Here is a 16,004-nt window from a genome sequence, read left to right as displayed (position 1 = left end):
CTCACTTCAATAAAAGCCGGAGCACCTTAGCAAAGCTCTGTGACATCTGCAGGCGCTATCTGTAACTCAAGGTTTGAATGCACCGATAAAAATCGCTGGATCAACCCGATTGGCGTTGAGGCTGACGTTCCAGTGCAAGTGTGGTCCTGTGGCGCGTCCGGTTGCCCCGACCTTGCCGATAATCCCGCCGCGCGGTACTTCGTCACCGACCTTCACGCCAATCTGTGACAGGTGGCAAAACATGCTGATCAAGCCTTGGCCGTGGTCAATAAACACCGTGTTGCCATTGAAGAACAGGTTGCCAGTAAGAATCACCTTGCCAGCCGCTGGGGCTTTGATTGGCGTGCCGCTGCGGGCGGCAAAGTCCAGTCCGGAGTGCGGGTTGCGTTCCTCACCATTAAAGAAACGACGCAAGCCAAAAGGACTTGAAAGCGGGCCGTTGACCGGATGGTCAAACAGCAGGTTGCTGGGTTGGCGCGGGCTGAACTGGTCATAGGCGGCGTTTTGTTCGGCCAGCTCGCGATTTATGCGCTTGAGATTGGCCGCGTTGGGGTTGACCTGCTGGGTGTTCTTGATGGTGATGTGCTGCTCTTTATAGTGCTTGGGCTTGACCTCGAAGCTCAGGGTTTTATCGCCTTGCTCGCTGCTGACTTGCAGCTTGTCAGTGCCTGGCTTGGTGGTGAGCGCGATGCCGACAATCGCAATCCAGCGTTGTTGGTCTTCCTTCACCACCAGCACCGGCTTGTCGTGATACACCGCGCGCGGGGCGCTTGCGCCGTTACCCAGATCGACCACGGCCACGCCGCCAGGTACGGGTTGATTAAGCAGGCGAGTAATAAACCCCTGGGCGCTGACTGGCAGCGCGGCAAGCAAAACACACAAAGACAACAGATAACGCAGGCGTGACATAGAAAACTCAATCCGGTGAATTCAAGCCGCAATGCTTGCATTAAAGCCGGTGTGCTGTGAAGGGGGAGCAGGGCTGATAGATCTTTTATCAGCCGCGGGGCCTCAACTGCCTTGGTTGGCCTGCATCTGCTTCTCAAGTTGTTGGCGCCACAGGTTGTCCAGTGACTGAACCTGGGTCGGCCCATAAATCGCTGCATTCAGTCCCTTGTGCCAGGCCCACAACTGATCACCATAATCGTAGTGCCACCACTCGCTCGGCAGGTTGGTAAAACCTGCCGCATGCATGGCGTTATAGAGTATTCGGCGATTGTCGCGAACCCGGGTTTGTTGCGCGTCGGGCTGTTCAATGTGCTCGAAGTAATCACTTGCCGACAGCGGGCTGGCTTCATCGAAGCCGGTGCCCATGTCGAGCCAGCGACCGTCCTCGTCACACAGTGATACATCCACTGCGCCTCCGGTCAAATGCGGGCTGGGCGCGGTTCTGCTGGGGCTTGGCGGCGACACGAACTGGCGTGTCAGGTGTTCAAGTTGGGCAGTATCCGCTTGTGGGTGATAGTCCCTGAGCGCATCCCACAAACTGTCATACAGGTATTGCTGCACGCCGAATGGTCGCCACGCATCCAGCACCACCAAACGAATGCCGTCGGGGAGTAACTTGCTCACCTGCAGCAAGCGCTCGAATACGTCGCTGCGCACATAGCATTCGGCAATCGCATTCGGCACCCCAAGCTTGTAATAGGCCGGGTGGACCGTCAGTTCCCGGTTCAGGCCAAGCGCTTGCAGGGGTTGATTGCACTCGGCAATGGGCAGCGCCGCCACCCCTTGCCAATCGGGTTCAGGGTTGTGCGGTATAGGAGTATTTACATTCATCTTGTTAGCTCAGCAACTGCGGTAACCACAGGGTCAAAGACGGGAACAGGATCAGGATATAAAGCACGGCCAGCGCCACGGCGATAAAGGGCCAGATGCCTTTGAACATCTCGGTAATGCTCAATTTGCTGATGGTTGCCACAATGAACAGGCACGAACCCATCGGCGGCGTAATCATTGCGATGGTGATATTGAGGGTGAATATCAGGCCCAGATGGACAGGGTCGACACCAGCGGCCAGGGCAACCGGAGCAATGATCGGCGTGAGCAGCATCAGCACCGACACTTCCTCCATCACCATCCCGCAAATGAAGATGATTGAGCTGATCACCAGCAACATCAGGGTTGGTGAGTGATTGAATGGCTGGAGCAGCGTCGCGAACTCATTGGCGACCTGTGCATAGTTGAGCAGCCAGTTGACCACTGAGGCGGCGGCAATAATCACGTAGATACTGGCGGTCAGTTGCACTGTTTCCTGGATCGAAGTCCAGAAGCCTTTCAGCGATAGCTCGCGTTGGATAATCCCGATCAGTGCCACATAAAGCACGATGATTGCACCCGACTCGGTCGGTGTGACCAGGCCCAGGACGATACCTGCAACGATCAACACTGGTGCGACCAACGCTGTGGATGCGCCTGCAACTGCGGCGAACACTTCTGCCCATGAGGGGGCTTTGTGCTGTGCTTTGAGGCCAGCTTTGCGGGCATAAATCGCATTGATGGTCATAAATCCCACGGCCAAGACCAAGCCTGGAATTACTCCCGCCAGAAACAGCTCGCCAACCGAGGTATTGGTCAGGGACGAGTAGAGGATCATGAAGATGCTGGGCGGAATAATAGGCCCGATCAGCGAGCTGCCAGCGGTAAGTCCAGCGGCGAACTTGCGTGAGTAGCCTTCCTTTTCCATTGCCGGAACCAACAGGGTGCTAAGCGCGGAAGCATCGGCCGCGGCAGAGCCATTAACCCCGGCAAAGAACACCCCGGCGACCACGTTGACGTGCCCGAGGCCACCGCGGAAATGCCCAACCAGCGCATTGGCCAGGCGCATCAGGCGCGGTGTCATGCCCGAGCTGTTCATCAGGTTGCCCGCGAGAATGAACAATGGAATAGCCATCAGCGAGAAAATATCCATGCCGCCAAAGAAACGCTGCGGCAAGGTATTGAAAAACAGATTAGGGTCGACAAATAGAAAGCCAACCAATGCGGTCAGCAGCAAACACAGGAACAGCGGTAGGCCCAACACCAGGTTAACGGCAAAGGCTGTGATCATGGCCAAACCCATCATGGTGCTATTCCTTGTTCGATTTGTTGCTCCGCTTGCTTATTGCTCCACGGGCCTTGAATCAGGATCATCAAGGTCAGCAGACCAAAGCCGATGGGTAAGCTCATCAGTGGCCACATGCGGCTAACGCCAAGACCCATGCTGCGAAAACGGCTGGCATTGAGGGCGTAGTGAATGCTTGCCCAAGTCGCAAAAGCGAAAAAGCACAGGGCAATCAACCATTGGTAAAGCTTCACTATTCGGGCAAGTTTGCGCGGTAGGTGTTGCTCAAGCAGGTTGATGCGCATATGTCCGCCGCGAACCCAGAGCGTGCCCATGACCAGCATGACGCTGCCAATAATCAGGTAGCGCGCCAACTCGTCCATCCAGATAGGCGAGCTGCCGATCAGGTAGCGTGCAAAGACGCCGTAGCTGAGTAACAACAGGTCGAGCAATAGCAGCAGGGTGCCCAGATTCAGCAGGGCACTGCTGCTGCGCTGTAGTAGCGAATGCATAGAGATTCCTTAGGAACCAGCGCCCGATCAGGCTGGGCGCTGCCGACCTGTTTTACTGGGCGTGAGTGAGACCGGTATCCTTGAGCGCCATATCGATCCACTTGGCATCGATATTTTGCTCTTTGAGCCAGGACAGGTATGCCGGCTGGCCTTTGCTCTGGAAGGCTGCCAGGTCTTTATCGTCTGGCTGGATCACTTCCATGCCTTGGGCCTTGAGGAATGCCAGGTCGCTGTCTTCCTGCTTGGCAATGGCTTCGCGGTTCAGGCGAGTGGCCTCTTCACTGGCTGCGAGCAGCGCCGCGCGGTCTTTTTCAGACAACGAATCGAGCATGTCGCCGTTGGCCACCAGGAATTGGTCGGAGTACTGAATGTTGGCCAGTGTCAGGTATTTCTGCACTTGATACAGGCTGCCCATGATGATGTAGGACGCAGGGTTCATCTGGCCATCGGCTACGCCAGTGCGCAGGCCCATGTACAGCTCGGTCCATGGGATTGGCGTGCCCGATGCACCGAATGATTCATACAGCGCAACCTGGCTTGGGTCCATTGCACGAAAACGCAAGCCGGCAAAGTCGTCAGGCGATTTGATTGGCTTTTTATTGTTGGTGAAGTTGATGAAGCCACCTTCCTCAACCACCGCCAGCAGTTGCGTGCCTGTGCGCTCTTTGAATTCGGCCTTGGAGGCTTTCCAGTATTGGCCTTGGTCAAAGAACTTATGTGCGGCGCTGGCATCCTTGAACATGAACGGGATGGCGCTGACATAGATTTCAGGAAACAGCGGCGCAATACCGGCAAAGGATGCAATGTTCAAACCTGGCCCGCTGATGACCTGCTCCATGCGCTGTTCTTCTTCACCGAGCATGCTGTTTGGATACAGCTTGATGCTCAGGTCACCGGCGCTCTTTTCCTCGGCCAGGCGTTTGAGGTTGGTGGCGAACAGGTGAACAGGGTTCTTTTCGCTGTCAGCGGCGCCGTTGTAACTCAGGTTGATTTCGGTAGCGGCTTGCGCGACGGCTCCTGCCAGTGAGATCGCTGTGAACAGCAGTCCGGCGGTGAAGCGACGGGCAAGGTTATGACGCAGAATCGAATGCATATTATTTTCCTTGTGGCAGAGCGAGTTCGGAAGATAGAAAAAATTCTTGTTATGTGACGCCTAGGGTTTGCTGAGAAGAAACTAGCTGTTGTCGTGTTGACTATTCAAGTCTTTGAGTGATGCATTAAATGCAACACTGGCTGCATGTTGAGACACTCGGTGCACAGCCGGCGATCGCTATTTTTTATCGCGGATACTGGGGGCGTGGTCGTTGAAAAAGCGCATGCCGTCGCGCAAATGCTCAAGGCAAGCTTGGCTGGCGACCGTCAGCTCACGGCCCTTGTGGCTGACAATTCGTGCGCGTGCGTCACGCAATGCGCGATTGGCCAAGGTGCAGCGGCGAATAGTGCCTGACTGCAACTCATCACTGACTGTCAGTTCCGGCATAAAGGCCACGCCTATGCCTGACTTGACGAAGTTGACCAACACCGCCACTGAATTGGTGCGCAATTTGGGGCGAAGTTGCAGATGCTCCAGTTGAGCGACAATCACCGCCAACTGGCCCATGCCGGTGCTGTTATGAATCAAGGCCAGCGACTCATTACGCAGCGCCGCCATACTGATAGGCGAGGTTGATTGCGCCAGTGGGTGGTTGGGCGGGGTAATCAGGTCGAGCGGTTGCAGGGTATCGACATGCACATGCAGCGAGTCATCTTCAGCAGGGGCATAAACCAGGGCGAAGTCCACGGCATCCTCCTTGACCAGGCCAATGGCTTCATTGGCGCCAGCCATGCTGACTTCCAGGTCGATGCCCGGATGGCTGAGGATAAAACTCTGCAGGGGCTGTGAGATTAGATCCGCAATAAAGCCTTCGCCCACGGCAATACGCACATGGCCTTGGCGCAGCCCGCGCAGGTCGGATAAGCGGGATAACACGCCCCGGTCGTTGGCCTGTTGTTGGCGGTAATGGGCAACCAGCATCTCGCCCGCCTCGGTCGGGCTGACGCCTTGCGCCGTGCGTTCGAGCAAGCGGGTATCAAGCTCCAGTTCCAGCGCAGATATCTGTCGGCTTATGGCGGAAGGGTCGATATTCAGATGCTGGGCGGCGCGGCGCAATGAGCGGTGGTGAATCACTTCATTCAAATAAGCCAGCGCCCGCTGGTTAATCCGCATTGGCGTTAATCCAGCAGCGACAAGGTGGTCGGAGTGACGTGATTGTCCTCGACACGAACAGCCAGTTCTCCTTCGTCAAGCCTGGCTTTCAGGCGTTGGCCAGGTTGGGTGTCTGCCGCCTTGCGCACCACTCGGTTGTTGTCATCGAGCAAAATACTGTAGCCACGGCCGAGGGTTTCCAGCGGGCTCACAGCGTTGAGGGTTTTCATTTGGCTTTGAAGCTGCAAGCGGCGCTGCTTGAGAGCGTCGTTGATGGCTTTGGGCAAGCGCTGGGCAAAGCTGTCGAGGCGCTGTCGCAGCAGTTGCAGATTGCGGCCAGGGTGCTGGGTGATCAGCCGTCTGTCCAAATACGCCAGGCGCTCTTTGCGGCTGTTGAATTGCTGCTCAAATGCGCGTTGCATGCGCATTTCCAGATCGTCCAGTTGCTGCGCTTGCTGGCGCAGCCGCTCACCCGGGTGACGCAAGCGGCGGCTGGTGCTTTCCAGGCGCAGGCGTTCGCGCTCAAGGCGGCTTTGCAGGCGCAACACCAAGCGACGATGCAGGTTGCTTAGCCGTTGCACCAGCTCCGAGCTGTCCGGGGCGAGCAGTTCGGCGGCAGCGGAGGGCGTCGGGGCGCGAACGTCGGCGACAAAATCACTGATCGAGACGTCTGTTTCGTGGCCAACCGCGCTGACCAAAGGGGTGATACAGGCATCAATCGCCCGCGCTACCACTTCTTCGTTAAAGCACCAAAGGTCTTCGAGCGAACCACCGCCGCGCGCCAGAATCAGCGCGTCGAATTGCTGTTTATCGGCAAGCTGCAAGGCCCGCACGATTTGTCCTGTGGCTTCGCGGCCCTGTACGGCGGTTGGGATCAGCACCAGCTCAACCTGCGGAGCACGGCGGCGAAACACGCTGATAATGTCGCGAATTACCGCGCCAGTGGGGGAGCTGATGATACCGATGCGCTTTGGGTGGCTGGGCAGGGCGAGTTTGCGCTCTGTTGCGAACAAGCCTTCGGCCCCGAGCTTTGCCTTGAGTGCTTCGAATGCCGCACGCAACGCGCCATCACCGGCGGGCTCCACGGTATCGAGAATCAGTTGGTAGTCACCCCGGCCTTCAAACAGCGACACCTTGCCACGTACTTTCACCGCTAAGCCGTCCCGCAGCTCCTGGCGAACCCGGGCTGCGCTCTGTCGGAACAATGCGCAGCGCACCTGAGCCTGAGAGTCTTTAAGGGTAAAGTAGATGTGACCCGAGGCTGGCTTGGCCAGGTTGGATATTTCACCCTCGACCCAAATGCCGCCGAACACGTCCTCAAGCAGCAGGCGCGCACGGTTATTGAGTTGGCTGACGCTCAGCACCTCGCGGTCGAGGCCTAAACGTTGGAACGGATCTTTAATCATGGGCGCATGATAAAGGCTTTAAACCGTCGTCGGTAGATTGTCTTGACCCAGAAACTGGCGCGATTAAGCTGCGCGGCTTTTACTGATTGAATACTTCAGCAGAGCAGGTGAAATGAACGACCAGCAAGCCATAGTTGTGCCGCAAATATCCAGCTTTCCGGGCCACGAGGGGCGGGCACGCTTGATTGTGCGCTGGCTGGTGCAGCAAAAGATTATTGAAGAGCAAATGACTACTTGCGGGCGCACGTTCAAGAAGATGGCCTATGCCATTGCGCCTGGCGCGCGGCGTGTGGTCGAGCACCCGGAGCTATTGCCCTTTGCTCAGCCGGTCAATGGCTTGGAGATAGTCACCCGGCGCTGCATTTTTACCCCGCAAAAAGACTTCAAGGAGGAAGCGGGTTGTCCTGAATGCAGGCAGGAGATTGGCGAGGCGTTGTTCGACAGTCTTGAAAACTGGATGCCGGGGCACACTGATAACTTCATATGCCCCGAATGCCGCCATGAAGACGATATCAATGGGTTTCTGTACTTGCAGCCCTGCGGATTTTCCAACCTGGGCTTTATCTTCAATAACTGGGCCGATGCCGTGTTCAAACAGGCATTTGTCGATGAATTTGCCGAGCGCCTGGGTTACGCCGTACGTGTGGTGCGAGTCGACCTCTAACGGTTTCCTCAGGATGTATCGTCTTACTCGTCCATACTTGGCTGCGACCTTGGCAGCCAGGGTTGAGCCAGTTCCAGGCTACCGTGGCCATTGCGCTTGAGGCATTTGAGCACCTCAAACCAGCTCAGCTCGGTCGGGTGGACATGCGCCGAAGGAACGATCTGTACCCCGCCAGCCGTCAGGCCAGCAGAACCACCATCCGGAATGAACACCGAGGTCCAGTCAGGCGCACTGCCGACAATCAGGCAGAACTGCACAATATCGCCATCCACATAGAGCCCGACTTGGGTATTGACCTCCTCTTCAACCCCAGCCATGCGCGCCATTGTGTCTTTGATCAAGCGGTAACCGGGTACATTGTCGAGAAGTTTGTCTTCTATGGAGTCGCGGACCTGCTTTGCCGCCCTGGTCTTGGCCAGCAAACCTGCCAGAAAACACAGCAGCAACAGTGCAAGCAGCGCTGTAAGCGTCAGCGCGGTAATACCTGCGACGCTGTGATGGTCAAACACCGGCAGCATTTTGCTGATCGGGCCGCGCAGAAGATGAACTGCTTTCTCGATGAGCACGCCAATCAATATCAGCGGCAAAATAAACAAGATTCCGCCGAGTGCAGTCGTTTTAAGAAACTTGAACATCGAACTCTCCAGCGCGCAGTTTATGCAGTGCGAATAAATATGTGATGTCTTCCATGGCGCACTCAAGCGTATTCAGAATGTCTTGATTGCGGTTCAGCGGTTGCTTAGGGATTGCCTAGATAAAGTTAGTCTATAACCCTGAAAATAAGCGAATAAATCAATTATTGCCTCGGATGTATTGTTCTCCAAGGAGATTGCGGGTGGGGGCTGGTTTGGCGCTGCAGGACTCAGCACGTAAGATAGAACGATGGTTGATTATCAAACAGGGTATTCCCTCGACTCCACCGAATTGCTCAACTCGCTGGCCGCAACCGAGCGTCTGTTGATTGTCCAAGATCTTGACGGCGTGTGCATGGGGCTGGTGCGTGACCCGCTGACGCGAGTGATAGGGCGTGATTACATCGAAGCCGCCGCGCGACTGGCCGGGCGCTTTTATGTATTGACCAACGGCGAGCACATTGGCCGGCGCGGCGTGAATAGTATTGTCGAAAAGAGCGTGGGCGATGCCGCGCAAACGCGTGAGCGCGGGTTGTACTTGCCGGGTCTGGCAGCGGGCGGGGTGCAGTTTCAGGATCGCTTTGCCGAGGTATCGCATCCGGGGATCAGTGAAGCCGAGTTGCATTTTTTGCAGCAAGTACCGGCCAAGTCGGAATCTTATTTGCGGACGTTGCTGGCGAGCGAGCCGTATCAGCTTGATACGCAGCTGATAACTGAGCTGGCGGCCTCGGCTGTACTGGATAATCGGGTTTCGCCAACACTGAATATCAATGTCCTGTACCAGCACTTCAAGACTCAACCGGATATCTACGGACAGTTACAACAGGATATCGCCGCCTTTATGACCGACCTGCACAGGCAGGCGGCCGAGCAGGGGCTGGGCGCGAGCTTCTTCACCCACTACGCCCCCAACTCCGGGCGTGATGCAGCGGGGCATGAGCGCCTCAAGCTGGGCGGTGATAACAATGCGGGCACCACCGATTTCCAGTTCATGCTCAGTGGCGCGATCAAGGAAGTTGGTTTGCTGGTGCTGCTCAACCACTACTACTTTGCCCAAACCGCAAGCTACCCGCTTGGCGAAGACTTCAATGCGCGCCAAGCGCCACACAGCCAGGCGGAATTACTCAAATTAGCCTCGGATAAATTTGATCCGCAACTGATGCCGCGAATCGTCGGGGTTGGCGACACTGTCAGCTCAATTGCGCAGCCCGGCTCGCAAGCCTTCCTCCGAGGCGGCAGTGATCGCGGTTTTCTGCATCTGGTGCAGGCCTTGGGCGAGACTTTCGGCAGTGACAACAAGGTCGTCTATATCGACAGCAGCGCAGGTGAAGTACGCCGCCCCGGGGTCGATGCCGAGCTGTTGCGACGGCGCATCGCTGAGCCAGCGTTGGCACCCTGGCCAGCGCTGCAAGGCATTAGTGATCCTGCCGACCCGTTGCGCCTGGACGTGATCTTCAGTGGCGGTCATCAGCAGTATGTTGAGTTTTTCTGCGAGCTGGCCGAGCGTTTAGCCAAGTAGCTGGGTAGCGCCTTGCACCTTTTGCGTGTACCAGAATACCCGGCTCACGCCGCGAGTGATTGCGACGTAGCCAAGGCGCAGGCTTTCGCCACGCATGGCCTGGTCGTAACTGTTCACAAAATAGCCAGAGTAGGCATAGAGCGCGTTGCGCAGCGGATAGCTATCCGGCGCCTTGCAATCGTCGACAATGATTGCAACCTGCGCTTGCAGGCCTTTGGCGCGGTGGATGGTGTACCCCTTGACCGGCAGCTTTTTGTCGAGCTGCGCCTGTATGGTTTTCAGTGTGTGATTGGCCCGGCTCAATAACAGAACGGCAGTTTTTTCTGGCTTGTGTTGCTCGGCTGCGTAACTGCATTGCTCACTGATTTGTTCAAGCAGCTCTGGCAAGCGCCGGTTAATATCGAAGCGGCTGATGACCTTGACCCCATGCTCGCCGGGCTGCGTGGCCCTGAACGCCTTACTGGTCTTGTTTTGCTTGAGCTCAACGCCCTTCAACACCTGTTCGCCTGCCGTGATGATGGGTTCGATCGAACGGTAATTGGTGCTCATCAGCAGCACGCTGCTTTTCTTCGATTTACCTTTGCTTGGGAAGTGTTTATCGAAATTCATGAACAACTCCGGCGAACTGCCACGCCAGGCATAGATCGATTGCCAGTCATCACCAATGGCCATCAGGCTAACCGCTTGTTTTTGCTTGGCCAGGCTGCGCTGCACAGCCTGTAGCCAGGCCACGATTTGCGGTGAAATGTCCTGGAACTCGTCAATCAACAAATGCTTGAACGGCTCCAGTGCTGCGCTGGCCGATGCGCCTTTGTTGTCATTAAATAGCTGCGTTAATTGTTCGAAGGCCAGGTTGAAGCTGAGCAGGCCTTGTTCTTTTAACGCGGCTTCAAAGTAACTGTTGAATGTCACCAATGCTTGAATGAACAGACGCTCGCCCGCGCTGCATTGCAGCTTTGCCGGGTCCAGCTCAGCGATGCGAATGCCGATGCACTGGATAAAGTTTATCTGGGCGTAAAAAGCTTCAAACAAGGGAGCAGGGCTGAACTCGCCTTTTAGCTTGTAAGTATCCAGCGGCGCTTTGCCTGCCGGTTTGGCTTTTGCGTTGTCCGGCACGGGAGGCGGGGCTGGCAAGCTCAATAGTTGGTGAACCTGCTGGCGGAATTCGTACTCTGCGCTGTAGCAGGCTTGATAGGCCTGCTTCAGGAGACGTTGCTGGGCGGCGCCCAAGCGTGATGCGGTGAGCGGATTATCCAGCTCGCTGGGGTTGGCGGTTTTGTCGTTAAGCTGCTCAAACCAGTTGGGCTTGCCCAGCAACTCTGTTGCCAGGGTGCCCATGGCCGAGTGGAAGGTGCGCACGCATTGGCGCGCCTGATTCTGGTCAAAGGGGTATTGCCAGAAGCTCAGCAGATCCAGCAACTGCTTGCGCAATTGCTCGCATGAGGCGCTGGTGAACGAGATTACCGTCAGCTGCTCGGGCTTGATCTGCATGTGGCACAACATAAACACCAGGCGCAGCAGCAGAGTGCTTGATTTGCCTGAGCCTGCGCCGGCAAAAACGCGGGCCAGTGGTGCATCACTGAGTATCATTGCCCACTGCTCATCAGATGGCTGGCTGACCACGCCCGCACTGATTGCCTTGTTGACTTGATCGCGCATGGCTTGGGCCAGTTGCTCGGCAATCGGCAGCCGTGCGGGCCCGTAGATACCTTCAGCTATTTTCCTAGGGGAAGCGCTGGCAGCTTTACGCGGTTTATTCGCCGTTTCGCTTTTGGGGTTAGCCGGATTTTTGCTTCGAGACTTTGCTGCGCCAGTGCTGTGGCGCAGCAGGCTGCCATCCTCTGCGCGCAAGTAGGCGGCGGTTCGCGGAAAGTAGCGGACCAGGGCGCCTGATAATTTGAGTTTGTAGCGTTTAACAGCGGACAACATTCGAAGGTTCCAGCGGGCTGATCATTTGCGGCGCTGAATCATAAGGGTTTTGTAAGCTGGCAGGGGGCTGCCAGCCTAGGCTTTTTTGCATGCCTACAAGTCGACACTGGCCTGGAGCCGAATTTCACGCGGCTCACCCACATTGACCCGCAGGTTGCCGCCGCTCGATGGGTAGTATTGCTGGTCGAACAGGTTGCGCACATTGAGTTGAACGCGGGTCTTGTCGCCCAGCAATGTGCTGTCCCAGGCGATGAAGGCATCGGCCACGGTGTAGCTGTCGAGCCAGAATGAGTTGCTATTGTCGCCTGCGCGCTCACCCACATAACGGGCACCGCCACCAATACGCCAGCTGCCCGTTTCAGGGTTGATATCGAGATCATGTGAGAGATACAAGCTGGCGACGTTTTTAGCGGCGTTGACCAGCTCGTTGCCTTGGTTCTGCGGGTCGTCTTTGATTTCTGTATCGGTATAGGCGTAGGTGCCAAGCAGGTTCCAGCGTTCGGCGATGCGGCCGTTGATGTCTACTTCAAGACCGCGCGAGCCAACTTTACCGGCGGCTTCAGAGCGACCGTTATTGCTGACGACGACGTTTTCCTTTTCGATGTCAAACATGGCAACGCTGGCGGTCAAGCCGCTGTCGAGGTCAAGTTTGATCCCCAGCTCATAACTGCGGCCTTCTTCCGGGTCAAAGGATTCACCGGTATCTGCGTCGGATGAGTTAGGTACGAACGAGCGGCTGTAGTTGCCGTACAGCGACACCTGTTGGTTAAGTTGGTAAACCAATCCAGCGAAGGGCAAGAAGGTGTTGTCAGTGCGATCGGTGGTTTTTACGTATTCATCGCCACGGCCTTGATCTGCATATTGGTCGAAACGTTGATAGCGACCACCGAGCACCGCAATCCATTGATCGTCCAGATGCCAGTTGTCCTTGAAGTAAACCGATTGTGAGTGCAGTTCGTCGCTGCGATCGCTTTGCGTTTGGCTGATCAAAGACGGTTCATCGAGGTTGCCGTATTGCGGGTTATAGATGTTGAAACCAGTGCTGTTGCGCCCGCGATAGGTGTCGCCACGAAAGTTATCAACCCGTTCGGTGTCAGCCCCGATCAGTACGTCATGTCGTTGGTTAAACAACTGTGAATTACCAATCCAGTCCCACGCCAGGTATTGCGTCTGGTTGTCGTGTTCGCTGCCATCGGCGCGGCGGGTGAGGTCGCCGGTGTTTTCGTCGAGCGATGCCGGGCGCGCCTCGTTGTAATCATATTCTTCGCGGTTCCAGCCGTAGGTCAGCCGGGTCAGCCAGTTGGGGTTGAGCTGATACTCGGCTTTGGCCGTGACCAGCTCATCAGTGCCTTCGGCCTTCGACCAGGACTCACTGAAGCGTTTGTTGTAATCAACATGGGCGGGTTTGCCATTGACTATCACCGTACCGCGATCAAGTGGCGTCGAATACTCTTTGTGCTCGTACGCCAGGCTCAACGTCAGGTCATTGCCGGTCCAACTCACAGACGGGGCGATAAGCGTATGTTCATCCTCGCCCGAGTTACGCCAGTAATCTTCATGCTGGCGCTCGGCGATAAAACGAAACGCCAAGCCGCTATCGGCTACAGGGCCTGTGATGTCGATCATGGCGTTGCCGCCGCCGAAGCTGGAGGTTTCGCCACTGACCTGGCTGTGCCAAAGGTATTCGGGCTTCTTGCTGATCACGTTGATCAAGCCGCCGGGCTCCAGTGCGCCATATAAAAGAGAGGCGGGGCCTTTGAGGACTTCGACCCGCTCGGTGGTGGCGCTGAAGTTGCGGGATAGGCTGGAGCGGATACCGTCGCGCAAAATCGAGCCGTCAGCATTGCTGCCAAAACCCCGTTTAACAAAGCCGTCCTGGCTGCCAGCCAGCGTATTGCTCTGGGTAATGCCGCTGACGAAGTTCATCGCATCATCCAGGCTATTGACCTGAAAATCCTCGATCACCTGTTCTGTCACCACTTGTACCGCTTGCGCTTCTTGCATGATGGGCACTGCACTTTTGCTTGCAGTGCTGGCGGTGTCGCTGGTGTATGGCCCGGCTTGTTGCTGAGCGGTTACCTGCTGGCCCGGTAATTCGAGTGCGGTGTCAGCTTTAGCTGAAAGCGGGGCGAGCGTGAGTGCAGCAAGGGCGGTGATTTTGCTGATGCGAAACAAGTGCATTGGTGGTTAATTCTTTTATGTTATTGAGAATCATTATTGTATGTGTTTTTAGCGCTCAAATACTAACCTCTTGTCCGGCATCTAAATTCCATGGGTCAGGGAAGGGCGGCATGTGATCTAGAGGCGCGCGCCAGTGGGTCAAGAATGCGAAGGTCACAGGCGCTTAAACGAGGTGCAAGAGAGCACTTGATTGCTGTTGCTCAGCTTTTGGTAACTTAGCCAAGGCTAACCAGCCATAGCCCGCATGATCTAATTTCACCTTTTCACAGCATCCTTTGCTTGTTTGCATTGAGTGGAGGGCCGCTGCTGGGTATAATGGCGCGCTTCCTATTTTCCCGTCTGGGAGCCCCCGCCATGCTGCGTATCAGTCAAGAAGCTCTTACCTTCGACGACGTTTTACTTATTCCCGGTTATTCCGATGTTCTGCCGAAGGACGTCAGCCTCAAGACTCGCCTGACTCGTGGAATCGAGCTGAATATTCCTTTGCTTTCAGCTGCGATGGACACTGTTACTGAGGCGCGTTTGGCCATTGCCATGGCGCAAGAAGGCGGCATCGGCATCATCCACAAGAACATGACCATCGAGCAGCAAGCTGCCGAAGTGCGCAAGGTCAAGAAGTTCGAAGCAGGTGTGGTCAAGGACCCCATCACCATCGAGGCGGATGCCACGGTGCGTGACCTGTTCGAGCTGACGCGCCAGAACAACATTTCCGGTGTGCCTGTGTTGTCCAATGGCGACCTGGTCGGCATCGTCACTTCCCGTGATGTGCGTTTCGAAACCCGCATGGACGCCAAGGTCCATGAAGTGATGACGCCAAAAGAGCGTCTGGTCACGGTCAAAGAAGGCGCTGACAAAGATGTTGTCCGCGATTTGCTGCACAAGCACCGCATCGAGAAAGTCCTGATCGTCAACGATGCCTTCCAGTTGAAGGGCATGATGACGGTGAAGGACATCGAGAAAGCCAAGGCATACCCGCTGGCCAGCAAAGACGACCAGGCGCGCCTGCGTGTTGGCGCTGCAGTTGGCACTGGCCCGGAAACCGGCGATCGCGTTACTGCGTTGGCGGCTGCCGGGGTTGATGTAATTATCGTCGACACCGCTCACGGCCACTCCAAAGGAGTTATTGATCGTGTGCGTTGGGTCAAGCAAAACTTCCCTGAGATCCAGGTCATCGGCGGCAACATCGCCACGGGCGCCGCTGCCAAGGCGCTGGTTGAAGCAGGTGCGGATGCCGTTAAAGTCGGTATTGGCCCAGGCTCGATCTGCACCACGCGCATCGTTGCCGGTGTTGGCGTACCGCAAATCTCAGCGGTGGCTAACGTTGCTGCAGCCCTTGAGGGCACTGGCGTGCCGTTGATCGCTGACGGTGGCATCCGCTTCTCGGGTGACTTGTCCAAAGCCATCGTTGCTGGTGCATCCTGCGTGATGATCGGTTCGATGCTTGCCGGTACTGAAGAGGCGCCGGGCGAAGTCGAACTGTTCCAGGGCCGTTCGTACAAGGCATACCGTGGCATGGGCTCGCTGGGCGCTATGTCACAGGCGCAAGGCTCGTCCGACCGTTACTTCCAGGACTCCTCGGCTGGCGCTGAGAAACTGGTGCCTGAAGGTATTGAAGGTCGTGTGCCTTACAAAGGGTCGATGGCGGCAATCGTCCACCAGTTGATGGGTGGCCTGCGTGCATCGATGGGCTACACCGGCTGCGCAACCGTTGAAGACATGCGCACCAAGCCTGAGTTTGTTCGCATTACTGGTGCGGGTATGGCTGAGTCGCACGTGCATGACGTGCAGATCACCAAAGAGGCGCCAAACTACCGCGTTGGCTAAGGAACCTCTGAAAATCCTTTTGACGCTACTGCGCTCGCGTTGCGGCAAAATGATTTTATATAGGTTAAGAAATACGGGGCTGTTTACTCAGCCCTTGTCATTTGTGGAT

The 16,004-nt window shown here is 56.3% G+C and carries 13 protein-coding genes; 3 read left to right on the top strand and 10 right to left on the bottom strand.

Annotated features, from left to right (window positions below):
- Positions 1–66 precede the first annotated feature (66 nt).
- From AACY26_RS13120 to xseA, 7 genes are all read right to left on the bottom strand, one after another.
- Entirely contained in the window at positions 67–909 is an 843-nt protein-coding gene (locus AACY26_RS13120; RefSeq protein WP_339514696.1) for a peptidoglycan DD-metalloendopeptidase family protein, read from the bottom strand.
- Positions 910–1,011: 102 nt separating this feature from the next.
- Complete coding sequence (locus AACY26_RS13115) at positions 1,012–1,779, bottom strand: M15 family metallopeptidase (protein WP_339514694.1); 768 nt, start codon at positions 1,777–1,779, stop codon at positions 1,012–1,014.
- Between the two features lie 4 nt (positions 1,780–1,783).
- Complete coding sequence (locus AACY26_RS13110; RefSeq protein WP_339514692.1) at positions 1,784–3,064, bottom strand: TRAP transporter large permease; 1,281 nt, start codon at positions 3,062–3,064, stop codon at positions 1,784–1,786.
- Positions 3,061–3,555 (bottom strand): TRAP transporter small permease, encoded by a 495-nt coding sequence (locus tag AACY26_RS13105; RefSeq protein ID WP_339514690.1) that lies wholly within the window; start codon positions 3,553–3,555, stop codon positions 3,061–3,063. The genes AACY26_RS13110 and AACY26_RS13105 overlap by 4 nt, the downstream gene beginning before the upstream one ends.
- Before the next feature lie 52 nt (positions 3,556–3,607).
- Positions 3,608–4,648 carry a TRAP transporter substrate-binding protein gene (locus AACY26_RS13100; protein ID WP_339514688.1) on the bottom strand — a complete coding sequence of 347 codons (1,041 nt, stop codon included), beginning with the start codon at positions 4,646–4,648 and terminating at the stop codon, positions 3,608–3,610.
- 177 nt (positions 4,649–4,825) lie between these two features.
- Positions 4,826–5,761, bottom strand: a complete 936-nt coding sequence (locus AACY26_RS13095) for a LysR family transcriptional regulator (protein WP_339514687.1) — start codon at positions 5,759–5,761, stop codon at positions 4,826–4,828.
- A gap of 5 nt (positions 5,762–5,766) precedes the next feature.
- On the bottom strand, positions 5,767–7,146 hold the full coding sequence (xseA, locus tag AACY26_RS13090) for an exodeoxyribonuclease VII large subunit (RefSeq protein WP_339514686.1): 1,380 nt from the start codon (positions 7,144–7,146) through the stop codon (positions 5,767–5,769).
- A 112-nt stretch (positions 7,147–7,258) separates the two neighbouring features.
- Here xseA and AACY26_RS13085 point away from each other — a divergent pair, with 112 nt between their 5' ends.
- Positions 7,259–7,810 (top strand): sugar ABC transporter ATPase, encoded by a 552-nt coding sequence (locus tag AACY26_RS13085; RefSeq protein WP_339514685.1) that lies wholly within the window; start codon positions 7,259–7,261, stop codon positions 7,808–7,810.
- A gap of 23 nt (positions 7,811–7,833) precedes the next feature.
- On the opposite strand, the gene AACY26_RS13080 is transcribed toward AACY26_RS13085, so the two are convergent.
- On the bottom strand, positions 7,834–8,445 hold the full coding sequence (locus AACY26_RS13080) for a hypothetical protein (protein ID WP_339514683.1): 612 nt from the start codon (positions 8,443–8,445) through the stop codon (positions 7,834–7,836).
- 247 nt (positions 8,446–8,692) lie between these two features.
- On the opposite strand from AACY26_RS13080, the gene stpA reads away from it, so the two are divergent.
- Positions 8,693–9,961, top strand: a complete 1,269-nt coding sequence (gene stpA / locus AACY26_RS13075; protein WP_339514681.1) for a glucosylglycerol 3-phosphatase — start codon at positions 8,693–8,695, stop codon at positions 9,959–9,961.
- Here stpA and AACY26_RS13070 read toward each other — a convergent pair.
- Entirely contained in the window at positions 9,950–11,890 is a 1,941-nt protein-coding gene (locus AACY26_RS13070; protein ID WP_339514679.1) for a DEAD/DEAH box helicase, read from the bottom strand. The two genes, stpA and AACY26_RS13070, sit on opposite strands and share 12 nt — an antisense overlap.
- A gap of 93 nt (positions 11,891–11,983) precedes the next feature.
- Entirely contained in the window at positions 11,984–14,071 is a 2,088-nt protein-coding gene (locus AACY26_RS13065) for a TonB-dependent siderophore receptor (RefSeq protein ID WP_339514677.1), read from the bottom strand.
- Positions 14,072–14,425: 354 nt separating this feature from the next.
- Here AACY26_RS13065 and guaB point away from each other — a divergent pair, with 354 nt between their 5' ends.
- Entirely contained in the window at positions 14,426–15,895 is a 1,470-nt protein-coding gene (gene guaB, locus AACY26_RS13060; RefSeq protein WP_339514675.1) for an IMP dehydrogenase, read from the top strand.
- The last annotated feature ends 109 nt before the right edge of the window (positions 15,896–16,004 follow it).

This window comes from Pseudomonas sp. RL_15y_Pfl2_60 (assembly GCF_963970595.1).
Taxonomy (GTDB): Bacteria; Pseudomonadota; Gammaproteobacteria; order Pseudomonadales; family Pseudomonadaceae; genus Aquipseudomonas.
This window is presented reverse-complemented; position numbering and strand designations above follow the sequence as displayed.